This window comes from Dietzia massiliensis, assembly GCF_018390595.1.
Classification (GTDB): domain Bacteria; phylum Actinomycetota; class Actinomycetes; order Mycobacteriales; family Mycobacteriaceae; genus Dietzia; species Dietzia massiliensis.
On record NZ_JAHBAV010000035.1, the window covers coordinates 1 to 26,031 of the forward strand.

Below are 26,031 nucleotides of genomic sequence, written 5' to 3' on the forward strand. Positions count from 1 at the left end.
CCGCGCGAGGCGACGCGTCAACGCCGGCAGGGGCTCGCGCACCGACAGCCGGTTCACCGCGCGGATCGACTTCTGCAGCGGGTTGCGGAACGGCGACATCACCAGCTGGTGCACGCGCGTCGGCGAATCCGCCACCCGCGGCGCGGTGAGCTCCACCTCCTCGAGGTACGAACAGTGCACGTCGCCGCCGAGCAGCAGGATCGACGCGGGCGCCGGGCGTGAATCCCCCGCGGCGACCTCGGTGAGCAGTCCCACGAGGTCGTCGAAGCTGTTGCGGAACGCGCCCCAGTGCTCGAGGTCCACCGCGCGCCGCGCCCACTCCCCGAACCTCGCGGACACGGGCATCTCCGGGCGATGGCGCGCCACCGCCTCGTTCCACCCCTCCACGTGATGCAACGCCGGCAGCATGAACGCGGGCAACGACGAACCGATCACCAGGTGGTCCACGTCCGCGTCCAGGCACGCGTCCCGCGTCCACGCCCACTCGTCGGCGTCCATCACCCGCCGGTCCTCCGGGTCCAGGTGCCGTGACGCCCGCACGTCGAGCATCACCACCCGCACCCGGCCGAAGTCACGCTTGTAACTCCACTGGACCGTGCCGCGCTCCGCGTCGGCGGCCACGGCGAAGTCCTCCAGCAGGCGCACGCGCTCCGCGTCGGAGGCGGCGCCCCGCAGGGCCTGGTACGTCTCGTTCGCCTCGAGCTCGTCGGGAGTGAGGTTCCCGAGGTGCTGGTAGACGAAGTAGCTGGAGAACGCGCCGATCACGCGGTCGCGCCACCACGGCTGGGCGGTCATCTCGCGGCGCCACGAGTACGAGGAGTTCCAGTCGTCGCGCAGGTCGTGGTCGTCGAGGATCATGCAGCTCGGCACGGTCGACAGCAGCCAGCGCACGTCCGCGTCCCGCCACGACTCGTGGTAGAGCCAGGAGTACTCCTCGAAGTCGCAGATCTCGTCCGAGACGTCGCGGTCGCCGCCCGCGCCCGCCGAGTCCCGCACCGACTGCGGCCCCAGACCGGCGTCGCGGCGCTCGGCGAGGCGCTCGGTGATCTCGCGGCTGGGGATGTCCGCGTACACCTGGTCGCCGAGGAGCAGCATCGCGTCCGGCCATTCGCGGCGCGGCGTGTGCGCCATCCGGTGCGCCAGCGCCACCAGCGCGTCGGCGCCGATCTCCCGCAGAGCCTCCGGCGTCTGGCTCTCACCGCGCCGACACGAGCCGAACGCCAGCCGCACGGTGTCGTCCGCGCGCGGCGCGCAGATCACGCTGGGCCTCCCCGGGTCGAGCGGCCAGACCTGCTCGCCGTCAAGCTCCACCGTGTACGGCGTCTCCTCCCCCTCACGCAGGTGGCACAGGTGCAGCACCGCGAAGTGGTGGCCGTGTACGCCCCAGGTCCGTTCGGTGGCCACCTCGTCCCCCGCGCGGATCGTCACCTCGCACGGGGCGGAGACCTCGACCCAAACCGTCGCGTCGGTGCTGTCGACGTACCGGAGCAGCGGGCCGAGGGTGAGCTCGGGCGTGCGGTCGGGCGCAGTCATGCGAACCAGTGTGCACCCGCGCGGCACGGGGGCGGGACCGGTCCGTTGAGTGGAACGGGGCGTGGCACCCGAGGAGGGCGCGGCGCGTCACCCGAGGAGGGCGCGGCGCGTCATCCGAGGAGGGTCCGGGGCCCGACGACGAGGACGTTCCCCGGCAGTCTGTCCCGCAGTCCCCGATCGGCCGTGACCACCACGACCCGTCGGGGCCCGCCATCCAGCTCGGTGGCCAGATCGACGATCGCGTCGTCACCGGAACCCGGCGCGCGGTGCACCACGAACGGGCCCGAGTGTTCGGCTGCCCGGGCGGCGCCCTCGATCACCGCGTGCGCGCGGGCGACCCAGCCGAAGGCGGCCGCGCGGACGTGCGGTTCGGCCGCGGGAGCGGGCGGCTCGGTCGGGGAGGGCCGTCCGGTCGACGGGGGGAGCTCGAGCGTGCGGGGCATCCCGGCGCCCAGTTCGTCGAGCAGACGCCCGGTGGCGCCGGCCCGGTCCCGCCACCATCCGTCGGGGCGGGAGCCGAGCACGTTGGCCACGTCCACCACCAGCTCGACCGGTTCGGACCGCAGCCCGCCCGCCCACGCCTGCGCGAACGCCGGCATGAGCGGCAAGTCCGCCACCCGCGTCTCCGGCACCCAGCGCAGCTCGAGGCTCTCGTTGTTGGGCACCGTCTCCAGCGCGCGGGGCGCGTCGGCGATCACGGTGGTGTACGTCCACTCGACCGAGTCGGGGGACTCCTGGACCAGCGGCGGCAGCACGCGGGGGCGGCGGACGGCCCCGGCGGCCGCGTCGGCGCCGGCTGCATCCGTGCCGGAGCCGGCCGCGTCGGCGCCGGAGCCGGCCGCGTCGGAGCCGGCCGCGTCGGCGCCGGACTCGTCGGGCTCCTCGTCATGCCTCTGGTCCGGGCGCAGCCGACGCAGCATCTCCGCGGCGTGGCGCATGTCCAGGCCGGGCCGGTGCCAGACCGTGCCGGGCATGCGGGAGGTCACCACCTCGGCGCGGACCACGACGTCGGCGGGCCGGATCTCCGCCTCCTCCTCGGTCTCACGCAGCGCGGCGCGGGGTGCGTCCTCGTAGGAGTCGCGCGCGCCGCCGGGCAGCGCCCATGTGTCGCCGGAGGCGGTCCACACCGCGCGGTGCTGCAGCAACACCAGCGGGGTGTCGGGATCGGTGGGGTCGGCGGCGCGCAGCAACAGCCCGGCGGCGCCGAACCGGCCCCACCGGCGATCACCGCCCGCGGACACCACCCAGCCGTTGCCGTCACCCTCGCTCGCCGTCACCGGACCTCCACCTCCTCCCCGGACGGGCCCACCCCCGTATCGGGCGGGTCCTCGAGTCCTCCTCGACCAGTCTGCCCGACTCCGCGCCGTCACTTCACTAACCTGGGACACACTCCCGTCGCGACGTCGGCTCGGCGGGCGAGGACCGGGGAGGTGAGCGACGCGATGCGCGCCCGAACCCTCGCACGACGCGGCACTCCCGGTTCCTCCGACGGGTCCGGCAGCGGTTCCACACCCACGCCGGGCTCCGGTCCCGGAACCGGCGGCCGCTCCGCATCCGGTGCTCGGCCCGGGGCCGGCGGCCGCAGCGGCGAGTCCGGCACCGCCGTCCAGCCCCGCCACCCCGTCCGCCGCCGCGCCGCCCGCTTCTGGAGCGACGTGCTCACCACGCCGGGCCGCATGTCGGTGTTCGCGGTCGTGGCAATCCTCGTGGTGCTCGCGGGCGGCATCGTGGCGTCCTCCACCATCACCCAGCGGCAGAGCTACCACGAGACCCTGCTCGCCGAGGTCGAGCCCGTCGCCAACGCCTCGCAGACGCTCTACAGCTCCCTGACGATCGCGGACTCCGCCGCGAACACCGCCTTCATCACCGGCGGGATAGAACCTGCGGAACTGCGCGAACGCTACCTCCAGGCGATCGCGGACTCGTCGTCGTCGATCATCGCCGCCGCCCAGGGCCTCGACCGCAACGACACCGAGTCCATCGACCAGCTCGCCCACATCAACGCGCAGCTGGCCACCTACACCGGCCTCGTGGAGACCGCGCGCACCAACAACCGCGTCGCCAACCCGGTCGGCTCGGCGTATCTCGCCTCCGCGTCCGCGCTGATGCAGGACACCATCCTGCCCGCGGCCGCCGACCTGTACGACCGACAGTCCACGTCCGTGGGCCAGTCGGACCGCGAGTGGTCGTCGCCGCCGTGGGGCTCGTTCTTCCTCCTCGGACTGGCGATCGCGGTGCTGGTGCTGCTGCAGCAGTGGCTGTGGCGGCTCACCGGACGGCGCATCAACCCCGCGCTCGGTGTGGCGTCCCTGTTCATGGTGGCGACGTTCCTGCTCACCATGATCGCCGGGTTCCTCGCCGCCAACGACAACGCCAAGGGCCTGTCCGAGGGCGCGGCGCCGATGAACGAACTGACCCGCCAGCGCATCAACGCCCAGAAGGTGCGCGCGCAGGAGACGCTCAACCTCGTGCGGCGCACCGACCCCGAGGGGTCGGCCGCCGAGCGCGCGGCCGTCCTCGGTGGCGTCCGGGACACCCTGACCGTGTACCTCGACGACGAGGAGAACACCGGCAACGACATCAGCCTCGACTCGCACGGCGCGGTGACGGACGCGATCGAGGCGCTCGACAAGTGGATGGCCGCCCAGAACCGCGCCGACTCCCGCTACCAGCAGGGCGACTACCAGGGCGCCATCGAGATCTCGTCCGGCCAGGACGCCGGCGACTCGGGGGCGGCGTTCGACGAGTTCGACGAGTCCATGCAGGCCGCCATCGAGGAAGCCCGCGACACCCTGCGCACCCGCATCGACAACGCCCGCCGCACCTCCTCGAGCGGGCCGGATCTCATCATCGCGCTGTCCACGCTCGCCGCGTTCGGCGTCGTCGTGGGGATCGCGCCCCGGATCAGGGAGTACCTGTGAGGGCGCGGGCGGGACGGGCGGCGCGGGCCGGCGGGGCGGCGCGGGTCGCGCTGGGTGGCGTGCTGGTGGCGGCCCTCGCGGCCGGCGCCGCGTGTGGTGTCGACGACGAGGTCCGCCCAGGCGTCGGCGGGCCGGATCCCGGCGCGGCGGCCGAGTCCGCGGACATCGTCGGTGCGGGGATCCCGGAGGTCGAGGCCGTCATGCCGCTGCCCGCCGGCGCGGTGATCAGCACCGACATCCCCGACAACCTGCCGCGCGAGGACGACGAGAACTGCGATCCCCTGCCCAGCCTGCGGCCCGACGACGCCCCGCCCGAGGAGCGCGTGCCGCGGATCCTGCAGCGGGGCCGACTGATCGTCGGACTGGACCAGGGCTCCAACCTGTTCTCCTTCCGCGACCCCGCCAGCGGTCAGCTCACCGGCTTCGACGTGGACCTCGCCCGGGAGATCGCCGCCGACATCTTCGGTGACCCGCGGCAGGTGGAGTTCCGGTCGTTGACGTCGGCGAACCGCTTGGAGGCGCTGGAGAACGATCAGGTGGACGTGGTGATCCGGTCGATGTCCATCACGTGCGCCCGGCGCGAGCGGGTGACGTTCTCGGTGCCGTACTACCAGGCCTATCAACGAGTGCTCACCGTGCGGGGTTCGGGTATCACGGAGATCGAGCACCTCGAGGGTAAGCGCGTGTGCGTGGCGGCGGGGACCACCTCGGCGTCGCGACTGTGGGCGGAGTTGGAGCGGATCACCGTGCTGTCGGTCAACACGTGGGCGGACTGCCTGGTCGCCATCCAGCAGAACCAGGTCGACGCCATCACCACCGACGACGCCATCCTGGTGGGCATCACCGCGCAGGACCCGTACCTGCAGATCGTCGGTCCGCAGCTCGACGCCGAGCCGTACGGCGTGGGCATCGCCAAGTCCACCCCGGAGAACAACACCGACGGGCTGGTCCGGCAGGTGAACTCGACGCTCGAGCGAATCCGCGCCGACGGCACGTGGAACCGAATGTACTCCACGTGGCTGTCCGGGCTGGGACCGAACCCCGGGATGCCGGAGCCGCGGTACATCGAGGAGCCGCGATGAGCTACCGCAAGTGGGACGGCCCGCCGGAGGACGGGGAACCCACCGTCGGCACCCAGGCGACCGTGCGGACCGAGGCCGTCGCCGTCACTCAGGCCGCCGCGGCCACGGGCACCGCGGCCACGGGCGCCGCGGCGGCGACCGGTGCGACCGAGGCCACCGGCGCGATGGAGGCCACGGGCGCGATGGCGGAGACGGGTGGCTCCGCGTCGACCGGCGGGATGGCCGAGACCGGCGCCGTCGACGCCACCGGCGCGGTGTCCATGACCGGCTTCCTGTCCGACACCGACCCCGACGCCGGCACGACGCCGGGCGCCGCCGGCCGGCCGGGTCACGATCCCGAGTCGCGCACCGAGTCCGTCCCCGGCGCGCGCCCGTCCGGCCGGACCGACGCGGTCACCGGTGACCGCGCCACCTCGGCGCCGTTCCGCATGCGCCACCCCGACAAGCCCGAGGACCGGCCGAGCCAGGCCGCCGAGGGCCTCGTCGACCTGCCGTACATCATCCCGGTCGACCCCACGTCCGCGATGCTCGCACCGGAGGACATCGAGGCCGAGTGCGCGGCATCGAACGGCAAGCTCCCCCGTCCTGAACTGCGGCCCGGCGACATCGTCGCCGACCAGTACGAGGTCCGCGGTGCGCTCGCCCACGGCGGGATGGGCTGGATCTACCTCGCCGTGGACCACAACGTCTCTGACCGCTGGGTCGTGCTCAAAGGCCTGCTCCACGCCGACCAGGCCGAGGCCCAGGAGGTCGCGGTCGCCGAGCGGGAGATCCTCGCCGAGCTGTCGCACCCGTCGATCGTGCGTATCTACAACTTCATCCACGACGACTGGGCCACCTCGCCCACCCACGGCGGGTACATCGTCATGGAGTACGTCGGCGGCCCCAGCCTCCGCGACGTCCGGCGCGCCGCCCCCGGGCGGGTCCTGCCGGTGGAGAAGGCCATCGCCTACGTCCTCGAGGTCCTCCAGGCGCTGTCCTACCTGCACTCCGTGGGGCTGGTCTACAACGACCTCAAGCCCGAGAACATCATGCTCACCGAGGACCACGTCAAACTGATCGACATGGGCGCCGTGTCGGGCGTCGGCGACTACGGGCACATCTACGGAACCCCCGGGTTCCAGGCCCCCGAGATCCCCGAGACCGGACCGACCATCGTCTCCGACCTGTACACCGTCGGCCGGACGCTGGCCTCGCTCATCGTCCGCCTGCCCGTCGTCGACGGTCGCTACGCCGACGGGATCCCCTCGCCCATGGAGGAGCCGGTCTTCAGCCGGTACGACTCCCTGTACCGGTTCCTGCTGCGCTCCACGCACGAGGACCCCGACATGCGGTTCCGCAGCGCCACCGGCATGGCCAACCAGCTCATGGGCGTCCTGCGGGAGGTGCTGGCACTGCGGACCGGGGTGCCGCACCCCGCGTTCTCGTCCGTGTTCTCCCCCCAACGGTCGACGTTCGGCACCCTGTTCACCGTCGAGCCGACGGACTTCCTCGTCGACGGCCGCGCCCGCGACACCACGCTCACCGGCGCCGAGCTCGTCGACGCGCTCCCCGTGCCCCTCATGGAGTCGTCCGACCCGGCCAGCCGCATCCTCGCCGCGACCTCGTACACCTCGGTCGAACAGCGGATCGACACCCTCAAGGAGCTGTACTCCGACACCGAGTCCGAGGCCCACGAGAGCATCGGCGTCATCATGTCGCTCGCGCGCGCCTACCTGGAGAGCGGGGACCTCGCGGCCGCCGAAGCGCTTCTGGAGGAGAACGCCCACCGACGGCGCGCCGAGTGGCGGCTCGTCTGGTACGACGGCATCGTCGCACTGCTCAAGGGCGACCCAGTCGGCGCCTACCCGAAGTTCCAGCAGGTGCTCTCCGCCATGCCCGGTGAGAACGGGCCCAAGCTGGCCCTCGCCGCCACCGCCGAGCTCATCCTCGACGTCTGCCCCGAACGGGACCGCGCCCGCTGGGCCCGCTCGAGCGAGCACTTCTACCGCACCGTGTGGTCAGTCGACCGCTCGGTCATCAGCTCGGCGTTCGGCCTGGCCCGCCAGCTCCAACGGCGCGGTGAGGTCGCGGCCGCCATCGAGGAACTCGACCGCGTCCCACCCAACTCGCGCTACTCCTCGCTGGCCAACCTCACCGCGATCCTCCTCCTGTGCCAGGGGCGCCCCCTGGAGGAGACCGAGGAGTCCCACCTGCGTGAAGCCGCACGCCGGGTGACCAACCTGTCCGCCGGCGAGCACCGGGCCTTCCAGATCCGGCTCACCGTCCTCACCACCGCGCTGGCGTGGATCCAGCAGCCCGGCAACGAGCCCTCGCCGTCTCCGCTGATGCGGGGCGTGCCGTTCACCGAGTTCGGCCTGCGCTCCGGCGCCGAGACCGTCCTGCGGACGCTCGCCCGGTCCACCGAGACGCGGGCCCAGCGGTTCCGCCTGGTCGACCAGGCCAACAGCATCCGCCCGCGCACGTTGTTCTAGACCCGCGCACGTTGTCCCGGGGCCGCGGGCGGGGCGGCTACGTCCCCAGGCCCAGCACGGAGTCGCACGCCCGCGCGATCGCCAGCTCCTCGTCCGTCGGCACCACGAGCACGGCGACCCGGCTGTCCGGCGTCGAGACGATCCGCTCGCCGGTGCCGTTCTCGTTGGCGTCACGGTCGATCTCGACCCCCCAGTCGCTCAACGTGGACAGCGCATCGGCCCGCAGGCGGGCGACGTTCTCCCCCACCCCGGCGGTGAACGTGATGGCGTCCACCCGGCCGAGGACCGCCCAGTAGCCGCCGATGTAGCGGCGCAGGCGATGGATCACCACCTCGTAGGCGAGTCGCGCGTCCTCGTCGTCGTCGTCCACCCGGGTCAGCAGCTCGCGGAAATCCCGTGCGCCCGACAGACCCTCGAGCCCCGACCGGCGGTTGAGCAGCGTGGACACGTCCTCCGGCGACATCCCGCGGTCGCGGATGAGATGGATGATCAGCCCCGGGTCGAGGTCCCCGGGGCGCGTGCCCATGACGAGACCCTCGAGCGGGGTCAATCCCATGGAGGTGTCCATCGGCCTGCCGCCCGCGATCGCCGATGCCGACGCCCCGTTCCCCAGATGCAGGACGATCTGGTTGATCTCGTCGTAGGGCCGGCCGAGGACGTCGGCGACACGGTGGGAGACGAACTCATGACTGGTGCCGTGGAAGCCGTACCGACGCAGGTCCCATTCACGCGCGGTCTCCCTGTCGATCGCGTACGTGTGGGCCGCGGCGGGCAGCGTGTGGAAGAAGCCCGTATCGAACACCGCGACGTGCGGCAGCCCGGGCAGCAGCTCGCGGGCGACCCGGATACCGCGCAGGTTGGCCGGGTTGTGCAGCGGGGCGAGCAGCTCGAGTTTCTCGATGTCCGCCTCCACCTCGGCCGTGACCTCGACCGGCTCGTGGAAGGCCGGCCCACCGTGGACGACCCGGTGGCCGATCGCCTCGACGCCCAAATCGGTGGGGTGCACCCGCAGTTCCTCGGCCAGCTCCAGTACGCGGGCCAGCGCGGCGGTGTGGTCGGGGAATCCGGCCTCCGCGGTCCGCTCCGCGGCGGGCGATCCCGTGAGCTCGCCGCGGCGCACGGTCATGGTGCCGACGGGCTCCCCGATCCGCTCGACCAGAGCCCAGGCCAGCTCGGCCTCCTCGGCGGTGTCGAGGATCTGCAGCTTGAGGGAGGACGAGCCGGAGTTGATGACGAGTACGCGGGTCATGAATCGCTTCCGTTGGAGTCGCCGGTGCCCTGCGCCTGGACGGCCGTGATGGCGACGGTGTTGACGATGTCCTCTACCAGCGCACCGCGCGACAGGTCGTTGATCGGCTTGCGCAGGCCCTGCAGGACCGGCCCGATCGCGACAGCGCCCGCGGTCCGCTGGACGGCCTTGTACGTGTTGTTGCCGGTGTTGAGGTCGGGGAACACCAGCACGGTGGCACGTCCGGCGACCTCGGACTCGGGCATCTTCTTCCCGGCGACCGTGGGGTCGACTGCCGCGTCGAACTGCAGGGGCCCGTCCACGACGAGGCCGGCCACCGGGTCGGCGGCGCGCGAGGCGGGACCCGCGGCGGACGCGGCGGCGTCGGCGATGCGCGAGCGCACGAGCGCGGTGGCCTCGCGCACCTTGTCGACGTCCGCGCCCGTCCCGGAGTCACCGGTGGAGTACGACAGCAGCGCCACCCGCGGATCGATGCCGAAGCGCGCGGCGGTCTCGGCGGACGACAGGGCGATGTCAGCGAGCTGCTCCGCGGTGGGATCGGGCACCACCGCGCAGTCGCCGAACGCGAGCACGTGGTCGGCCAGGCACATGAGGAACACGCTCGAGACCGTCTCGACGTCCGGGCGGGTGCGGATGATCTCCAGGGCCGGGCGGATGGTGTGCGCGGTGGTGTGGGCGGCGCCGGAGACCATGCCGTCGGCGAGGCCCGTGTGCACCATCATCGTGGCGAAGTAGGAGATGTCGAGGATGCGGTCGCGCGCCACGTCCAGGGTCATGCCCTTGTGCTTGCGCAGCTCGGCGTACTCCTCGGCGAACCTGTCGGCGTGTTCGCTCTCCCGCGGGTCGAGCAGCTGCGCGCCGCTGAGGTCGATGCCCAGCTCGTCGGCCCGGCGTCGGATCGCCTCGGGATCGCCGAGGATCGTCAGGTCGGCGACGTCACGACGCAACAGGCGGCCGGCGGCATGGAGGATGCGGTCGTCGTCGCCCTCGGGCAGCACGATGTGCCGCTTGTCGGCGCGAGCGCGTTCGAGGAGCTGGTGCTCGAACATCTGCGGCGTCATCACGTCGGGCGTGTCGACACGCAGCCGGGCGAGCAGTTCCTCGGTGTCGACGTGCTTCTCCATGAGACTCAGCGCGGTCTCGACCTTGCGTCCGGAGCCGGAGTAGACACGACCGCGGGTCTCGGCGGCGAGCCGCGCGGTGTCGTAGGTGCCGTGCCGGGTGCAGACGATCGGCAGGGTGGACCGCATCCCGCGGACGAGCTTGTCCAGGGCCGGGTTCGGCGTCACCCCACCGTTCCAGATCATCCCGGCCAGCGACGGGAAGCCCTCGGCGGCGTGCGCGGCGAGGACCGCCAACACCGCGTCGGTGCGGTCGGCGGGCACGATGACCACCATGCCGTCGACGAGCCGCTCGAGGATCCGGTCGCCGGTCATGCCGCCGACCATCACGGCCATCGCCTCGCGGTCGAGCAGCGCCGGGTCGCCGGAGTACAGGGTGCCGTCGACCGCCTCCATGAGCTCGCCCATCGTGGGCGCGGTGAGCAACGCCTGCGTGGGGAGGGTCCAGGCCGGCACGTCGAGCGTGTCGAGCTCCGCCTGGATCGCCTCCAGTACGTCGGGATCGCAGCGGTTGGCGACGACCCCCACGGGGTGGGCGTGCTCAGCGCGCAGTTCGTCGAGCGTGAGCCGGGCGTTGGTGCCGATCTCCGCCGGGGAGCGGTCGGTACCGCGGAGCACCAGGAGCACCGGGGCGCCCAGGTTCACCGCGAGCGTGGCGTTGAAGTCGTATTCCGTGGGGCTGGGGACCCCGGTGTAGTCGGTCCCGAGTATCACCACGACGTCGCACTGGCGCGCGACCACCTGGTACCGGTCGACGATCTCGCCGAGGGCGGCGTCGCGGTCCTCGTGCACGCGCAGGTTCGTCACGCCGATGCAGTCCTCGTAGTCGAGGTCCACCGTCGTGTGCTGCAGCAGCATCTCCAGGATGCGGTCGCGGGCCGGCTCGTCGTCGGTGGCCGCGCCGGTAGCCGCGCCGGGGGCCACACCGGGAACCGGCCGCGGGGCGACGGTGACGGGCCGGAACACGCCGACCCGCTGAACGGTCCCGGCGAGGATCCGCAGCAGGCCCAGCGCGACGGTCGACTTCCCGGTGTCGCCCTCGGGGGCCGCCACGTAGACGGCTGACGAGGAGAGCGGCTCGTTCCCGCTCTGGGCCGGGATGGTCAGCGCGGCGAGGTCGGCTTCGGGCGGCTCGGCCCCGGACGACTCGGACGACGCGGGCGTGACGGAATCGGGCGGAAGGGAATCGGGCACGGGAGCATTGTGACAGCGCGGAAGGCGCGGCACATCTGGTACACCCCTGCCGGGCGCGTCCCTCACCCCGGTAGGGGGCCGATTGTCAGGCATCGGTGAGCCTGTCGACGCCGGGTGGCAGCCACGTGCACAGCCCGGGCGAGGCGGGGTTCACGATGGTCGTCCAGCCCGCCGGCCCGTCGCCGACGAACCCGTGATGGACGGGACAACCGAGTGCGCCGTTCGCGACGGTCGTGGGTCCGCCTCTGGACCATTCCCGGACGTGGTGGAACTGACTTTGTCGGGCCGGGGCGGTGCATCCGGGGAAGGTGCACCCTCCGTGGGCGGCGTAGAGGACCAGCCGCTGGATCGCCGAGGCGATGCGCCGTTCGGGGTGGGCGTCCACGTCGATCCTGTGCAACTCCTCGCGCCCGTCGCGGAGCAGCGAGACGAACCACGGCATGGCTCCGGCCATCGAGACGGCCTGCCTGACGCTGAGCTGGGTGCCGGAGTCGGTGCGGACGAGCGCGTGGGGGTCCTCGAGCTGCTCGGGGGTCAGCCGGATCACGATGGTCGCGATCCCCTTGGGCCGTGCCGGGTCGACGGTCGAGCCGAGCGCCCACTGGTGGACGAGCGCGTCGTGGGCGCGCTGCTCCGGAGTGCGGTCGTCCGATCCGGGTTCGCACGGCACGGCCCCGCCCGGGCCGCCGAAGTCGCACAGCGCCCGCTCCACCAGCGCGCGACCTCGAGGGGTGAGGGTCATGGTCAGCGTGCTCGTCCCATCGGCGCGCACGGCACCGAGCCGGGCGGAGCGTTGACGCTCCTGATGTTCCTCGCGCTCCCGGCCGCGGGCGGGGCACAGTTCCGCGAGCCGTCGCGCGGCCTCCGCGCGCAGGTCCGCGGGCGCGGCCGACCGGGCGAACCGTGTGAGTTCCTCGGCGAACCGGGTCTTGGCCGGGCCGCCCATCGTCCCGGGTAGTGCCGAGACGGCCTTGGCGATGATCCGCTCGTGCTCGCCGGTGATCTCTCCGCTCGCGGCCGCGCGGCCGGCCGGGGTGGCCTGACGTCCGCCCGCGTCGATCCGGCCGTGGACGGTCCCCTTGGCGAGGCCCAGCCTCTCGGCGAGCATGGCGGCCACGCCTCCGGGCGTGCGCCCCTTCCGACCGTGCAACGCCGCCAGCTCGGCGGTCGCTCGGCAGCCGCTGGCCTCGAGCCGGCGCGCCAGGACCTCGACGCGGCCCACCGCGTCCGCGAGCGCGTCAGCATCGTAAGCGGTCCAGTCCACCGCGCACAGCGCTTCGACGGACGCCTCGAGTAACACGAGAACGTCGGCCAACGCGGGCGCGTCAGCGGTGCCGCCGCCGTCGTCCTCCGCATTCGATACTCCCTGCTCCACGCCCCTCAGTATAGAACAGGTGTACGACACCGTGGGCGTGCTTCCGGCGGCCTCCCGACCGCGGATCTCGTCAGTCGCGCTCGGTCAGCAGCCGGAATCTGAGCTCGTCGAGCATGGCGGCGACCTCGGTGCTCACCAGCGCACGCTCGAGCGTGATGAGCCTGGCAAGGTCTGCTGAGGCCGCGTCTGGGTCACTGTGGTCGAGGTGTCGTGACGCGCGCGTGTAGAGCAGGTCGAACTCGGCGAAGTCGTGCACACGGTCGCGCGCGAGCTCGCCGATCCACACGCACTCCCGGCCGCGCTCGCCGGCCGCCTCGAGGACGCGTCGGACCGACTCGAGGACCGCTCCCGCCTCACCGCGCCGGGCCTCACCGCGCGGCGCACCGTCGGCCACGGCGTCCTCACGGGCCGGGCCGCCGAGTTCGGCGTCGAGCCGGTCCGCGGCGGCGGAAAGCACGGCGAGTTCGTCGAGCAGGCCGCTGACCCTGTCCCGTTCGGCGGCGACGCGAGCACCGCTGCGGGCAGCCTCGCGTCGGGTGCCCGCGCGGGCGACGTCCCCGCCGAGCCGGAACAGCGTCGCCGCGGCCGAGTCGACGGCCGCCTCGGCGACACGCGCGTCGTCGAGCAGGTCGCGGGCGCGCGCGGCGAGGTCGGGACCGTCCGACGTGGTCACGGTGAGGTGCCTGTCAGTCGACGACGACGAGGGCCAGCCCGAAGTCACCCGCGTCGTCGGTCCACACGGGCCCGCGGAGGAACCCGTGCTCCGCGAGCTCGTCCATGAGGGCGTCCGGCTCGAACTTCCGCGCGATCTCGGTGCGGATGCCCGCCCCGGCGTCGAGGGTCCGGGAACGCCCGAGCGTCGGGAAGTCGATACGCACGTCGCGGATGGCCCGCAGCCACATCTCGATCCTGCTCTCGTCGGCGTTCCACACGGCCTCGTGGCGGAAGTCGACACGATCCAGGCCGGTGCACTCGACGGTGCGGGCGATGACGTCGAGCATGTTGAGATTGAACTCCGCCGTGACACCGTCGGCGTCGTCGTAGGCCGCGACCAGGCGCGCCGGGTCCTTGACCAGGTCGAAGCCGAGCACCAGGCGGTCGCCGGGGTCCATGACGCCACGCAGCATGGCGAAGAAGTCCGCACGCTGGGTCTCGTCGAAGTTGCCGACGGTCCCGCCGAGGAACAGCACGAGGCGCTCCCCGGGCAGGCCGGGCAGGGGCCCGTCGAGGGCGGTGAGATCGGCGACGACGGGCTCGACCTTCAGGCCCGGGTACTCGACGGTGAGGGCGCGGGCGGAGTCGAAGAGCATCTCGGTGGAGATGTCGACGGGAACGTAGACCGGCGCCGCGTCGGCACGCGCCCCGGCCGCATCGACGGAGGCCTCGCCGCCGCCCGGGGTGACCGATGACGATCGGGCTGGAGCGGCGAAGACGTCGAGCAGCACCCGCGTCTTCTCACAGGTGCCGGCCCCGAGCTCCACCATGGTGGTCGCGTCGCCGACGATGTCCACGGCCCGCGACCGCAGGATCTCGGCCTCCGCGCGGGTGGGGTAGTACTCGGCCAGCCGGGTGATCCGGTCGAACAGCAGGCTGCCCTTCTCGTCATAGAACCACCGCGGCGGCACGGTCGGCGGGTCCGAGAAGAAGCCCTCGCGCAGGTCCGATTCGAGGGTGGCGGTATCGGGATCGGCAGGGCTCGTCGTCGTCGCCGGCGGACCCGGGGCCCCCGCGACGTCGGTAGGCGCGATCACCTCCCCACGCGCGGCGGCCCCGCCCACGGCGTCCCCACGCGCGGCGGCCTCGCCATCGGCCTCCCCACGCGCGGCGGCCACGTGTACGGAATCCCGGCGCGCGCCGGTCACCGCGCGAGCCTCAGGCCGGCGGCCGCCCACCGCGACGCGGCGGGGAAGAAGTTGCGGTACGTGTGCCGCGTGTGGCCGGCGGGCGTGAGGGCGCTGCCGCCGCGCAGGACGTGCTGGTCGGACATGAACTTGCCGTTGTACTCGCCGGCCGCGCCCTCCTCGGTGACGAAGCCGGGGTACGGCAGGTAGGCGCTCGAGGTCCACTCCCACACGCCGCCGATCGTGCGGTTGGCGACGGTCCGCGGGTGGCACCGGTCGGGGTCGAGTTCGTCGCGGATCTCCCAGCCGGTGGTGGCGACCTCCCACTCGAACTCGGTGGGCAGCCGCGCCCCGGCCCAGCGCGCGTAGGCGTCGGCCTCGTAGAAGGAGACGTGGATGACCGGTTCGGCGTCGACGACCGGGCGCCGCCCGCTGAGCGTGAAGGTGGTCCATTCGCCGTCGACGGCGCTGGCGGCGTCGGCGCGCGCGTCACCCGTCCCGTCTTCGCGCCGCCAGTACCCGGGCGCGTCCCAGCCCTCGGCCTGCACGGTCGCCCACCCGTCCGACAGCCAGAACTCGGGACGTGAGTAACCGCCGTCGGCCATGAACCGCTTCCACTCGCCGACGGTGACCTGGCGAGTGGCGACCTCGCCGCCCGGGATCCACACGCGGTGGCGGGGCCGCTCGTTGTCGTAGGAGAACCCCCCGGGCGGTGCGTGGCCGTCGAGTGCGTGGCCGTCGAGTGCGTGGCCGTCGGGTCCGTCGCCGCCCGCGGGATCGGGCGCGCCGATCTGCGCGACCCCCTCGACGACGGCGAGCCAGTCCGTCTCCCCCGGCGTCGCCACGGCCGGGTCGGCGGGCCTGTCGACGTACACGGGATCGGTCGGGTTGTGGGAGAACAGGTGCTTGATGTCCATGAGCAGCAGTTCCTGGTGCTGCTGCTCGTGGTGGCAGCCCAGCTCGAGCAGTTCGAGGCCGCGCTCGTCGACGTCGCCCGCCTCGAGCGCCGCGACCACGGCCTCGTCGACCCGCGCCCGGAAGTCGGCGATCTCCGCGACCGACGGCCGCGTGATGAGTCCGCGCTCGGGGCGCGGCTGCCGGGGACCGACCGCCTCGTAGTAGGAGTTGAACAGGAAGCGGAACACCGGCTCCGGCGAGGAGTACCCGGGCACCCGACCCAGCACGAACTCTTCGAAGAACCACGTGGTGTGCGCGCGGTGCCACGCCGCGGGGCTGGCGGCGGTCATGGACTGGGGGATCTGGTCCTCGGCACTGAGGCGGGACGCGAGCAGATCCGTGAGGCCTCGGACCCGCAGGAATCTCTCGACGGTGCTCCCCGTGCGCGGAGCGGTGCTGACGGAGCCGACTGTCATGGGATCCCCCGTGGTTCGTGGTCGACGGCAGGCGGTCTGGGACGGGGACCGGTCGGCCCCCGGCGTTTCCGCCACCCTAGCCACGGCCTCCGACACCGCCCACCGATTCGTTAGTCGAACGGGATGCCGGCCGCCGTCCCGCCGCGTTCGGCGGCGGCGTCTCGGCGCGCGGCGGCGACGTTGCGGCGCTCGTGCTCCAGCAGCCGCAGTCGGTACTCCGGGCAGTTGCCCATTCCGCCGTCGGCGCGGATCACGCGGTGGACGGGGATGACGAACGGCACCGGCACGATGCTGCACAACCGGCCCACCCGCCGGGCGTTGCGGGGCCGGCCGGCGTCCACGCTGATCTGCCCGTAGGTGGACGTCTCGCCGTACGGGATGCGCTGGATCTCGCGGTAGACCTCCCGCGAGAACTCGTCGTGGACCCCCGCGGCGGCCCAGTCGAGCGGGACGTCGAAGCCGCGTAGCTCTCCGGCCAGGTAGGCCCTCACCTGACCCGCGATGCGGTCCAGATGCCCACCCGCGCCGCCGGGCCCGCGGTCGAGGTCCTCGTCGTCGTCCCCTCCCCCGCTCTCACCGTGTTTCACGTCGAACCACGCGTCGGCGGCGTGGAGTTCGCTCTCGTCGACCTGCTGCAGACGTGACACTCCCACGGCCGTGGCCTCGACGATCATGAGGCCGGCCGCGGTCTCGAGCAGCCGCGCGGCGACGCCGGGCGTCCGGGCCGCGCGCACGCTCACACCACGCTCGGACGGTCCGGGTTGGTGACGTCGGCGTCGGCGGTGTCGAGCTTCTCGAACAGGGCGTCGGCACCGTCGCGACCGATCGCGGACATCTCCGCGGTGGTGATGGGCACGGCCTGCAGGCGCGTGAGCAGCGGGCCGGTGCCGTCGGGGCCGCCGGTCTCGTCGACGACCTGCAGTTCCGGCCACAGGAACGGCGGTGTGAGGACGAGGTGCTCGCAGCGGCGCCCGGGGTCGACCAAGCCGACCGCGTTGGGGATCACCGCTCCGGGCGCGACGTGGATGGAGCCGGTGGCCACCGCCAGCGCGCACGCGTCGAGCACGTCGGCCATCGCGCGGTGACCCGTGCGGCCGACCGTGACGAACTCACTGCGGATCTGACGCCCTTCGGGCGTGGTGACGTTGGTGGGCAGCTCCCGCGCGCCAATGGTGGCGTAGGTGGAGAAGCCGACGGCGGGGACGTTGTCGACGACGACGATGTCGCAGTGCCATTCGGTGGTCTTCCCCTCCTCGTCCGGCTCGGTCTCGTGCGGGTAGCGCAGGACGCGGACCTTGTCCTTGCCGCCGAGGATGCCCTCGAGGCCGGAGAGATCGGCCGTGTCCGGGCCGCGAAGGGTGTTCTCGTCGCTCATACAAGTGCTCGCAGACGTGGTTCGAGGTCGGCCTTGAACAGATCGAGGAAGCGCTTCTGGTCGTGACCGGGCGCGTGGAAGACCAGGTGGTTGAGGCCCGCGTCGACGTACTGTTTGACCTGCTCGACGGCGTCGTCCGGGTCCGAGGCGACGATCCAGCGCTTGGCGACCTGCTCGATCGGCAGCTCGTCGGCCAGACGCTCCATCTCGCGCGGCGAGTCCACCGAGTGCTTCTGCTCCGGCGTCAGACTCAGCGGCGCCCAGAAGCGGCAGTTCTCGAGGGCCTTCTCCGGGTCGGGGTCGTAGCTGATCTTGATCTCGATCATCCGGTCGATCGTCGAGGAGTCACGCTCGTTGATCCGCGCGCCCTCCTCGACCGCGGGCAGCAGCTTGTCGGTGTAGAGCTCCATGCCCTTGCCGGAGGTGCAGATGAAGCCGTCACCGACGCGGCCGGCGTACTTGGCCACCACCGGGCCGCCCGCCGCGACGTAGACCGGCACGCCGCCCTCGGGAACGTCGTAGAGGAAGGCGTCCTTGGTGGAGTAGAAGTCGCCGGAGAAGCTGGTGGTCTCGCCCGTCCAGAGCTCGCGCATGAGGCGGACGGACTCCCGCAGACGCGCGAAGCGCTCCTTGAACTCCGGCCACTCGCCCCGGTGGCCCGTGGCGATCTCGTTGAGCGCCTCACCGGTGCCCACGCCGAGGAAGACGCGCCCCGGATAGAGGCACGCCATGGTGGCGAACGCCTGGGCCAGTACCGCGGGGTTGTAGCGGAACGTCGGGGTGAGCACGGAGGTGCCCAGCTGGATGGTGCTGGTCCGCTCCCCTACGGCCGTGAGCCAGGCCAGGGAGAACGGGGCGTGGCCGCCGTCGTGGCGCCAGGGCTGGAAGTGGTCGGAGACCGTGGCCGAGTCCATGCCCGCCTGCTCCGCCATCACCGCGAACTCCACGAGATCGCGCGGCCCGAACTGCTCGGCCGAGGCCTTGTATCCGAGCTTGAGGGAGGGGGTGTCGGGCATCGGCTTCTCCTACGTCTGGGCGTGTGGCCAGGTGTACGTCGACGTTGTTCACTGGGGCGTTCACAGCGGCGTTCGCGGTGACGTTCGTTGCGGCGTTCGTTGCGGCGGCACTCCGTCGCGCGGGCCACTGCGCCGAGTATGCCAGTGGCCTGCGACACTCGTAGCGCCCTGTCCCCACCTCGGCGCTCCGAGGTCACCTCGGCGCGGAAGGTGGACGGGTAGCCGACGCGTCAGCGCCCCGGCCGCGACATGGCCGCCGGAACATCTGATGAGATCGGCCACACGCCGCGGGTTGCTGTAACGACTACGGCCGCGTCAGCAATATTCTTCGTGAACCGGAAGTCACCGCGCATCGCGTGGCCAGGGTCCCCTCCCCTGAACCGACCTCCGGGCGAGCGCACGTTCGGAGGAGTCATGCGGACCAGGCACGCGGCCACCGCCCTGGTGACCCTCGCCGCCTCCTCCGCCTGCGCCCTCGGCGCCACGCTGATCCTCCAGGATCGGCAAGAGCAGGCCCGCGAATCCGAGCTCCGCAGTTCCGCCTGGTCCGTCCAGGCGTCCACCGACTTCGGCACCACCTGGACCGCGCCCATCTCCTCCTACGGTGGCCACTTCCCCGTCCGAGTCGACACCGCCGGCCTGCGGGACCGCTCCGCCTACCAGCCGCTCACCCTCCGCACGAGCGTCGACTCGCGCGACGACGCCCATGTGGCGATCGGCGAGGGCGTCCTCGTGGACGGCGACCCGGCCACCGCCGCCGACGTCCGGATCCGGGCGGTCGCCTCCCGCGGAGGCGCATGTGCGGCGCCGGCCTTCCGCCTCGACTCGGACAACGTCCTCGCCGGGGACGGTGAGGAACCGGTGCCCGTCGACGCCCCCACCTCCGACGTCCCGCTGATCCTGCCCGGCGCCACCCGCACCACGCCCGGCGCGGCGGTGACCGTGTGCCTCGAACTGAGCATGGACGCCAACTCCCCGGCGCCCGACTCGGTCCTCACGCTGGCGTGGCCCGTGGATATCGCCCGCAGCGACGCCACCGACTGAATCGCCCGCCCGGTCGCCCGCCCGGTCGGCTACTCAACCGCCGGCGGCCTCGTCGTAGATCCGCGCATGAGCCGCGATGACGCTCGTCGGATCAGCGCCCTCGACCCGCGGCGGGACGGCCCGGGGATTCTCCAACGCCGCCCGCACCGCCACCGCCACCGCGGACGGATCGTGGGGATCGTAGACCTCCCCGGAGTGATCGCCCGGATCGCAACGGTCGAACCACTGCTCCCGCAGGCACCCCACCGCCGGGAACACCGGCGACACGCCCAGGTCGCGGCACAACTCCAACCAGGTGGAATGGGTGGCGAACCGGTACGGCAACACGCACACGTCGAGCGCGGCGAACTCGGGCAGCAACGGCGCCAGGTCCAACGACTCGTACCGCACCAACCGCACCGACTCCCAGCCGCCCTCGGCCGCCAGCTCCGCCACCAGATGGTGCCCGCCGGCCTCGCGGTCCTCGCCGCACGCGTCGCGCCACGCCTGCGCCTCCACGACGATCCGCAGGTGCGCGCCCCGCCGCCCGTGGGCGACGGGCGCCAGCTGGTCCAGCAGCTCCGGGCCGTCGATGTTCTCGCCCATCCGCTCCAGCAACACCCCCACCACCACCGGATCGCCGGGACCGCGCAGGTGCTTGCCGGCGCGGATGGCGGAGGAGACCTCGTCCTCGTCCAGCAGCCGCGGGTGCGGCACGACCACCGGTTCGACGCCCCACCGCACCCACAGTTCGTGCGCCGCCACCTCGGTCAGCGTGACCACGGCAGCGGCGGCCTCGACCAGTGTGCCGGTGTGATCCCGGTGCGGGAGTTCGTCCTCGTGGGACGGGTAGACGATGTCGTGGACGGTGAGCACCATCGGCACGCCGGCCCGCGCCAGGTGCTCCACCACCCCGTCCACGCTCTCGGGCTCGAGGTAGTCGTACCCGAAGTGCACGTGCGCCAGGTCGACAGTGCGCAGCGGGTCGCCGTCGCGATGAATCTCGCCCGACGCCTCGTGGCCGGGATCGAACTCCGCGGGAGTCACCGCCTCGGGCGGGGTCTGCCCGTTCACCACCCCGGGCCGGACGGGCACCAGCTCTACGTGCTCAGCGCCATCCAGGCCGGTGATACGGCGAACCGCGGGATGGGCGGCCGGCAGCACCGCCACCCGGACCCGGGAATGTTCACCCCGATCAGACATACGATCAATCTAGACCGTCACCCCAGACCGCGACGCAGGTCCTCGATGAGGTCGCCCGCGTGTTCCAGCCCCACGGACAGGCGGACCACGTTGTCGCCGATGCCCACCGCGGCGCGGGCCTCGGGCTCCATGGACGCATGCGTCGTCGTCGCGGGATGGGTCACCAGCGTCTTGGCATCGCCGAGGTTGTTGGAGATGTCGATGACCTCGAGCGAGTTGAGCAGGGCGAAACACTCCTTCTTGCCGCGGCCGCCCTCGTCGTCGTCGTACTTCAACCCGAACGTCACCACCGACCCGCCGCCCGACATCTGCGCCCGCGCCAACTCGTACTGGGGGTGCGACTCGAGCATCGGGTATGTCACCCGCTCCACGGCCGGGTGCGACTCCAGGAACCGCGCCACCTCCAGCGCGTTGGCACTCATCCGCTCGACGCGCAGGCTCATGGTCTCCAGGCCCTTGAGCAGGACCCACGCGTTGAACGCGCTCATGCCGAACCCGGCGTGACGCATGAGGTGCTTGACCGGGCCGGAGATGAACTCCTCCGTGCCCAGGACGGCGCCGCCGAGCACGCGGCCCTGGCCGTCGATGTGCTTGGTGGTGGAGTACACCACCACGTCGGCGCCCAGCTCGAGCGGCTTCTGGTGCATCGACGTGGCAAAGACGTTGTCCACCACGACCGTGGCTCCCGCGGCGTGCGCGAGCTCGCTCACGGCGCGCACGTCGACGAGCTCCTGCATCGGGTTGGAGGGGGTCTCGAAGAACACTGCGTCGGTGGGCTCGCTCAGCGCCTCGCGCCACTGGTCGAGGTCGGCGCCGTCGACGAACACGGTCTCCACGCCCCAGCGGGGCAGGATGTCGTCGCAGATCACGAAGCACGAACCGAACAGCGCCCGCGAGGCCACCAGGCGCGAGCCCTCACCGCACAGCGCGGCCAGGGCGACGAACACAGCGGACATGCCCGAGGAGGTGGCAAAGCAGTCCTCGGCGCCCTCGATCTGCCGCAGCCGCTCCTCGAACATCGCGACCGTCGGGTTGCCGTAGCGGGAGTACACGAAGCGCTCGGTGGTGCCGTTGAACGACGCCTCCGCGGCCTCGGCCGAGTCGTAGACGTAGCCGGAGTTGAGGAACATCGGCTCGGTGGTCTCCTCGAAGGCCGTGCGCATCTGGCCGGCGCGGACCCCCAGGGTGTCGGGGTGGAGACCTTTGGGTAGCTCGTTGTTCTTCATCCGCTGCTTTCTGTGTACTGGTGTGTGTGGGCGGGCCGTGCGTGCGTGTGTGGCGGTGCGGGTCAGGACTGGCGCCAGGCCAGGTCCGCGACCTTCCAACCGTTGACCGTGCCGCGGTGCCCCTCGGCGTCGGGGTCGCCCTCGAAGCCGCCGGCCACGTTGTAGGCGGCGCCGTATCCGGCGGCGGTGGCGACCCGGGCCGCGGCCGCCGACCGGTGTCCGCTGCGGCACAGGAACAGCACGGGCGCCCCGGGCTCGACGCCCGCCTCGGCCAACTGTTCCACGAACCGGGCGTTGGGCTGGCCCGCCGAGGTCATCCACTCGATGCCCAGCGTGCGCTTGCCGAGCTCCGACAGATCGGCGCCGCCGACCCACTGCCATTCGGCGCTCGTGCGGACGTCCACCAGCACGGCGTCGGGATCGGAGGCGAGCAGTTCCCAGGCCTGGCGGGGCGGTAGGTCCCCGGCGTAGTCGCTCATGGTGTCGATTATGCTCCCCCGACGCCCGATCGGCGGGGTCGAGGTACCCGGGTGGCCGTTCTGTGCGACGATCCGGATATGACGCCGCTCACAGATCACCCCTACCGTGTGGCCGTCGTCGGGTCCGGCCCGGCGGGCGTGTACGCGTGCGAGGCCCTGCTGGACTGGAGCGACTCGAGCGATCCGTCGGGGCGCGGGATCGTGGTGGACCTGCTCGACCGCCTGCCCGTGCCGTACGGGTTGCTGCGTCACGGCGTGGCCCCGGATCACCCCCGCATCAAGGGCATCGCGCGGACGCTCGAGGGGATCGCCGCGGATCCGCGCATCCGGTTCCTGGGCAACGTGGAGTTCGGCCGCGACCTGACGGTGGAGGACGTGCGGCGCTTCTACCACGCGGTCGTGTTCTCCACCGGCGCGCTGACCGACCGTCGGCTGGGCGTCCCGGGCGAGGACCTGGAGGGATCGTACGGGGCCGCCGAGTTCGTGACCTGGTATGACGGTCACCCCGATTCGCACCCGGAGTGGGCGCTCACCGCCGAGCGGGCGGCCGTGGTCGGCGTGGGGAACGTGGCCCTGGACGTGGCGCGCATGTTGGTGCGCAGTCCGGAGCAGCTCGAGCCGACGGACATCCCCGCCCACGTGCGGGACGGCTTCGGCACCAATGTGACGCGTGTGGTGTCGGTGATCGGGCGCCGTGGCCCGGCGCACGCCAAGTTCACGCCCCTGGAGTTGCGGGAGATGGCCAAGGTGGAGGGCGTCACCGTGGTGGTGGATCCCGACGACCTGGAGTACGACGACGAGGCGCGCGCCCTCCGCGACGGCGATCGCCGGGTGGGGCAGGTGTGCGCGCAACTCGAGAAATGGGTCGGGGCGCAGCGCGAGGCCGGGCTCGAGACGGCGGATGAGGCCGAGGCCGCCGCGCTCGCGGCCGGCGGGAAGGTGGTGCGGTTCCGCTTCCACCGGTCCCCCGTCGAGATCGTGGGCGACGACGGCCGGGTCACCGGGTTGCGACTGGAGATCACCGAGCCGGATCCCGCGCCGGCCGACGCCGGGTCGGTCGTCGGCCGGGTGCGCGGCACGGGGTACTTCGAAGACCTGCCGGTCGAGGCCGTGTACCGGGCGGTGGGGTACCGCTCCGCCGCCCTGGAGGGCGTCCCGTTCGACGACTCCCGGGCGACCATCCCCAATGACGGCGGCCGGGTGCTCGACGCGCCGGGCGGGGACCACCTGCCGGGGCTGTTCACGGCGGGGTGGGTCAAGCGCGGGCCCTTCGGTGTCATCGGCACCAACCGGTCGTGCGCGGTGGAGACGGTCGGACATCTGACCACCGAGCTCGAGTCCGGCACGCTGCCCGAGCCCTCCGATCCCGATCCGTCCTCCGTGCGTGACCTGCTCGCCGACCGCGGCGTGGACGTCGTCGACGGCGACGCCTGGCTCGCGATCGACGCGCACGAGCGCGAGCTCGGCGAGGCGGCCGGCCGCGAGCGCACCAAGTTGCCGGGTCGTGCGGAGATGCTCGACATCGCCCGCTCCTCGCGGGCTACTCGATCCCGCTGACGAGCCGGCCGATCTCCGGCAGCGACACCGTCCCCGGGTCGAGGTAGCGCGAGTGTGCGGTGCGCACCGACTCCGGTCCCGCGCCGGGCTCGGTGACGTCCACGGAACGTCCGCCGAACTCGTCGGTCCCCGGCCGCTCGCCGAGCACGCCCGTGACCGACCACCACGGGACGGGATCCCAGCGTGAGGCCACGGCCACCACGTCGTCGTCGACCGCCGGGCGGCTGACGCCGGCCTCGTCCACCCACTGCCGATCGAGTGACTCGACTCCCGCGCCGGGGCTGCCGACGTGGATCATCAGGTCGGCCGCGAGCCCCTCGGGGTCCGCCGCGGCCGCGCCCAGGACCACCGAGCCGTAGCTGTAGCCGATGGCCGCGTGTGGGGCGTCGTCGCCGTCCAGGCGTTCGACCGCGTCCAGCCCGGCCGCGTAGGTCCGGAGGTCGCCCGCATGTACCCACGCCGGGTCCGCGGAGGAGCCGGCGGAGACGATGCCGTCCGGCGCGTCGTAGCCCTGCCACGACACCGCCACGCACACCCCGGCCGCGCCCTTCCCGTGCCCTGCGCCGGCCTCGCCGGCCGCCTCCGCCGCGTCCGCCGCCTCGCACACCGCGCCGGCCCGATCCCCGGTGCGCCCCAGGTCGGCCAGCGAGGACCCCGTGCCCGGGACGAGCGTCACCACGCGCTCGGCGGAATCGGGGTCGGCACTGGCGACCACCGCCCGGCCGTCGGGATGCAGGTCGAGAAGATGCCTCCGGGGGTCCTGCTCGAGATACGCGGCCAACGTCGCCAGGTTCCGAGCCGCCTCGTCGGATACCTGCTGGCCGGCACCGGATCCGGCCCCCGCCGCCGCCCCCGCCGCGGACCCGGTCGCGTCGAGCAGCCGGCGGAGCCGGGTCCGGTTGATGGCGTCGCGCGTCGCCGACGACAGCCCGGCCACCGAGCCGAGCTCGGGGTGGTCGCGCGCCAGCCGGGCGCGGTCGGCGGGCCCGAGCGAGTGCCACAGCCGGGCGACCTCGCGCGGGTCGTCGTCGGTCGATCCCGAGAGGTCCAGGCACGGCCTCGTCGCGGCGTCGACCCGGCCGGCCAGCGCGTCCGCCGCCTCCCGCAGCCTCATGGCGAGGACCCGGTCGGCGTCCTGCACCGCGACCGCGTCCCCGGTTCCGGGTTCGGCCGCCTCGGCGGCGTCCCACCCGGTCACGGCGCGGGCGAGCCGACTCCCCTCGGCCCTGAGGACATCGGCCACGAAGAGGCAGTTCCCGGAGAGCATCCGCGCCTCGCCGGCGGCGTCGGCGACCTCGCCGCGGGCCCGGTCCCCCGCCCGGCCCGACCACTGCCCGCCTGTCGCGCGCCCGCCGAGCCTGCGGGCCACCGAATCCAGGTCCTCGGCGGAGTCCGCGATCCGCCGGCCCACCTCCGCCGCCCGCACGGCCGCCAGGTCGATGGCCGCGGCCAGTGCATCAGCCCCCTGCGCCGGCGACACGACCGGCCACCTCCTCGTCGGCCGCCGTCAGCAGGCCCGCCGCCCGCGCCATCCCGTCCGCCGACCGCTCCGTCTCCTCCGCGAGGTCGCGGGCCCTGCGGGCGAGCAGGGCCGCACACTCGGCGAGCGCGCCGCCGGTGAGCAGCCCGCCCCCACCCGCGTGAGCAGCGGCCGCTACCGCGGACGCCTCGTCGAGCGCCGCGCTCAGCGACACCGCTCCCTCTGCCAACTCCCGCCCGGCCTCGCGGACTCGCGTGGCCTCCGCCGTCACCGCCACCTGATCGAACGCCAGCACGGCCGTCCCCAGCGGCCCCTGCGCCGCCGCGGCCGTCGTGCCCGCCACCACCGCCGCGGCCGCCGCATCCCCCACGGCCACCGCGCCTGTTCCCCCGTCCTGCCCCGCCATCGACCCCGCTCCCCTCCGACCCGGCACTCCGCGCCGCTCGTCAGGTCACGCTAGGGGTCCGCACCGACACGACGCCCTCACCGACGGGTGCCTGTGGACGGGG

Annotated in this window: 21 protein-coding genes; 5 read left to right on the plus strand and 16 right to left on the minus strand. The window is 72.8% G+C overall.

The window, feature by feature from the left end; translation table 11 throughout:
• Positions 1-1,533, minus strand: a 1,533-nt coding sequence (locus tag KHA85_RS10660; protein ID WP_213185769.1) for an alkaline phosphatase D family protein, incomplete at its 3' end; no start/stop codon positions are given.
• 110 nt (positions 1,534-1,643) lie between these two features.
• Positions 1,644-2,810, minus strand: a complete 1,167-nt coding sequence (locus KHA85_RS18480) for an NUDIX domain-containing protein (RefSeq protein WP_213185770.1) — start codon at positions 2,808-2,810, stop codon at positions 1,644-1,646.
• 153 nt (positions 2,811-2,963) lie between these two features.
• Here KHA85_RS18480 and KHA85_RS10670 point away from each other — a divergent pair, with 153 nt between their 5' ends.
• From KHA85_RS10670 to KHA85_RS10680, 3 genes are read left to right on the plus strand one after another with little or no spacing between them, the layout of a single operon-like run.
• The gene (locus KHA85_RS10670; RefSeq protein WP_308936920.1) at positions 2,964-4,454 is read left to right on the plus strand and encodes a GlnX family signal transduction membrane protein; all 1,491 of its coding nucleotides are present in this window, start codon (positions 2,964-2,966) and stop codon (positions 4,452-4,454) included.
• On the plus strand, positions 4,451-5,536 hold the full coding sequence (locus KHA85_RS10675; RefSeq protein ID WP_213185771.1) for a glutamate ABC transporter substrate-binding protein: 1,086 nt from the start codon (positions 4,451-4,453) through the stop codon (positions 5,534-5,536). Before KHA85_RS10670 ends, KHA85_RS10675 begins: the two co-directional genes overlap by 4 nt.
• On the plus strand, positions 5,533-8,010 hold the full coding sequence (locus tag KHA85_RS10680; protein ID WP_063973761.1) for a serine/threonine protein kinase: 2,478 nt from the start codon (positions 5,533-5,535) through the stop codon (positions 8,008-8,010). Before KHA85_RS10675 ends, KHA85_RS10680 begins: the two co-directional genes overlap by 4 nt.
• Before the next feature lie 37 nt (positions 8,011-8,047).
• Here KHA85_RS10680 and KHA85_RS10685 read toward each other — a convergent pair whose 3' ends face one another.
• The 9 genes from KHA85_RS10685 to fgd all read right to left on the minus strand — a co-directional run bounded on the left by KHA85_RS10685 (position 8,048) and on the right by fgd (position 18,554).
• The gene (locus tag KHA85_RS10685) at positions 8,048-9,259 is read right to left on the minus strand and encodes an acetate/propionate family kinase (RefSeq protein ID WP_213185772.1); all 1,212 of its coding nucleotides are present in this window, start codon (positions 9,257-9,259) and stop codon (positions 8,048-8,050) included.
• Positions 9,256-11,574, minus strand: a complete 2,319-nt coding sequence (gene pta, locus KHA85_RS10690) for a phosphate acetyltransferase (protein ID WP_308936921.1) — start codon at positions 11,572-11,574, stop codon at positions 9,256-9,258. Before pta ends, KHA85_RS10685 begins: the two co-directional genes overlap by 4 nt.
• Positions 11,575-11,659: 85 nt before the next feature.
• Positions 11,660-12,949, minus strand: coding sequence for an HNH endonuclease signature motif containing protein (locus KHA85_RS10695; RefSeq protein ID WP_213185773.1), 1,290 nt, complete (start codon positions 12,947-12,949; stop codon positions 11,660-11,662).
• Positions 12,950-13,019: 70 nt separating this feature from the next.
• Positions 13,020-13,622 carry a hypothetical protein gene (locus KHA85_RS10700; protein ID WP_213185774.1) on the minus strand — a complete coding sequence of 201 codons (603 nt, stop codon included), beginning with the start codon at positions 13,620-13,622 and terminating at the stop codon, positions 13,020-13,022.
• A 13-nt stretch (positions 13,623-13,635) separates the two neighbouring features.
• Positions 13,636-14,811, minus strand: coding sequence for an L-histidine N(alpha)-methyltransferase (egtD, locus tag KHA85_RS10705; protein ID WP_308936922.1), 1,176 nt, complete (start codon positions 14,809-14,811; stop codon positions 13,636-13,638).
• Positions 14,808-16,163, minus strand: coding sequence for an ergothioneine biosynthesis protein EgtB (gene egtB / locus KHA85_RS10710; protein ID WP_213185775.1), 1,356 nt, complete (start codon positions 16,161-16,163; stop codon positions 14,808-14,810). Before egtB ends, egtD begins: the two co-directional genes overlap by 4 nt.
• Before the next feature lie 110 nt (positions 16,164-16,273).
• On the minus strand, positions 16,274-16,903 hold the full coding sequence (locus tag KHA85_RS10715; RefSeq protein ID WP_213185776.1) for a methylated-DNA--[protein]-cysteine S-methyltransferase: 630 nt from the start codon (positions 16,901-16,903) through the stop codon (positions 16,274-16,276).
• A complete protein-coding gene (locus KHA85_RS10720; protein WP_213185777.1) occupies positions 16,900-17,538 on the minus strand; it encodes a suppressor of fused domain protein in 639 nt (212 codons plus the stop codon). Before KHA85_RS10720 ends, KHA85_RS10715 begins: the two co-directional genes overlap by 4 nt.
• The gene (fgd, locus tag KHA85_RS10725) at positions 17,535-18,554 is read right to left on the minus strand and encodes a glucose-6-phosphate dehydrogenase (coenzyme-F420) (protein WP_213185778.1); all 1,020 of its coding nucleotides are present in this window, start codon (positions 18,552-18,554) and stop codon (positions 17,535-17,537) included. Before fgd ends, KHA85_RS10720 begins: the two co-directional genes overlap by 4 nt.
• 414 nt (positions 18,555-18,968) lie before the next feature.
• On the opposite strand from fgd, the gene KHA85_RS10730 reads away from it, so the two are divergent.
• Positions 18,969-19,598 carry a hypothetical protein gene (locus tag KHA85_RS10730; protein WP_213185779.1) on the plus strand — a complete coding sequence of 210 codons (630 nt, stop codon included), beginning with the start codon at positions 18,969-18,971 and terminating at the stop codon, positions 19,596-19,598.
• 33 nt (positions 19,599-19,631) lie between these two features.
• Here KHA85_RS10730 and KHA85_RS10735 read toward each other — a convergent pair whose 3' ends face one another.
• The 3 genes from KHA85_RS10735 to KHA85_RS10745 form a co-directional block, all read right to left on the minus strand.
• Positions 19,632-20,780, minus strand: coding sequence for a glycosyltransferase family protein (locus tag KHA85_RS10735; protein WP_236885519.1), 1,149 nt, complete (start codon positions 20,778-20,780; stop codon positions 19,632-19,634).
• Positions 20,781-20,797: 17 nt separating this feature from the next.
• A complete protein-coding gene (locus tag KHA85_RS10740; protein ID WP_213185780.1) occupies positions 20,798-22,006 on the minus strand; it encodes an O-succinylhomoserine sulfhydrylase in 1,209 nt (402 codons plus the stop codon).
• Between the two features lie 62 nt (positions 22,007-22,068).
• The gene (locus KHA85_RS10745; RefSeq protein WP_213185781.1) at positions 22,069-22,485 is read right to left on the minus strand and encodes a rhodanese-like domain-containing protein; all 417 of its coding nucleotides are present in this window, start codon (positions 22,483-22,485) and stop codon (positions 22,069-22,071) included.
• A 78-nt stretch (positions 22,486-22,563) separates the two neighbouring features.
• Here KHA85_RS10745 and KHA85_RS10750 point away from each other — a divergent pair, with 78 nt between their 5' ends.
• Positions 22,564-24,042, plus strand: a complete 1,479-nt coding sequence (locus KHA85_RS10750) for an FAD-dependent oxidoreductase (protein ID WP_213185782.1) — start codon at positions 22,564-22,566, stop codon at positions 24,040-24,042.
• Here the strand turns inward: KHA85_RS10750 and KHA85_RS10755 are convergent.
• Complete coding sequence (locus KHA85_RS10755) at positions 24,026-25,522, minus strand: alpha/beta hydrolase (protein WP_308936923.1); 1,497 nt, start codon at positions 25,520-25,522, stop codon at positions 24,026-24,028. The genes KHA85_RS10750 and KHA85_RS10755 overlap by 17 nt on opposite strands.
• Complete coding sequence (locus tag KHA85_RS10760; protein WP_213185783.1) at positions 25,500-25,928, minus strand: hypothetical protein; 429 nt, start codon at positions 25,926-25,928, stop codon at positions 25,500-25,502. The genes KHA85_RS10755 and KHA85_RS10760 overlap by 23 nt, the downstream gene beginning before the upstream one ends.
• Positions 25,929-26,031 lie beyond the last annotated feature (103 nt).

What these genes read in the sequence shown, in the direction of transcription:
- KHA85_RS10760 (WP_213185783.1), bottom strand. Translation starts at nt 25,928, where the DNA reads ATGGCGGGGCAGGACGGGGGAACAGGCGCGGTGGCCGTGGGGGATGCG.
- egtB (WP_213185775.1), bottom strand. Translation starts at nt 16,163, where the DNA reads ATGACAGTCGGCTCCGTCAGCACCGCTCCGCGCACGGGGAGCACCGTC.
- KHA85_RS10680 (WP_063973761.1), top strand. Translation starts at nt 5,533, where the DNA reads ATGAGCTACCGCAAGTGGGACGGCCCGCCGGAGGACGGGGAACCCACC.
- KHA85_RS10740 (WP_213185780.1), bottom strand. Translation starts at nt 22,006, where the DNA reads ATGAAGAACAACGAGCTACCCAAAGGTCTCCACCCCGACACCCTGGGG.
- KHA85_RS10720 (WP_213185777.1), bottom strand. Translation starts at nt 17,538, where the DNA reads ATGAGCGACGAGAACACCCTTCGCGGCCCGGACACGGCCGATCTCTCC.
- KHA85_RS10750 (WP_213185782.1), top strand. Translation starts at nt 22,564, where the DNA reads ATGACGCCGCTCACAGATCACCCCTACCGTGTGGCCGTCGTCGGGTCC.
- KHA85_RS10685 (WP_213185772.1), bottom strand. Translation starts at nt 9,259, where the DNA reads ATGACCCGCGTACTCGTCATCAACTCCGGCTCGTCCTCCCTCAAGCTG.
- KHA85_RS10730 (WP_213185779.1), top strand. Translation starts at nt 18,969, where the DNA reads ATGCGGACCAGGCACGCGGCCACCGCCCTGGTGACCCTCGCCGCCTCC.
- KHA85_RS10745 (WP_213185781.1), bottom strand. Translation starts at nt 22,485, where the DNA reads ATGAGCGACTACGCCGGGGACCTACCGCCCCGCCAGGCCTGGGAACTG.
- fgd (WP_213185778.1), bottom strand. Translation starts at nt 18,554, where the DNA reads ATGCCCGACACCCCCTCCCTCAAGCTCGGATACAAGGCCTCGGCCGAG.
- KHA85_RS10735 (WP_236885519.1), bottom strand. Translation starts at nt 20,780, where the DNA reads ATGTCTGATCGGGGTGAACATTCCCGGGTCCGGGTGGCGGTGCTGCCG.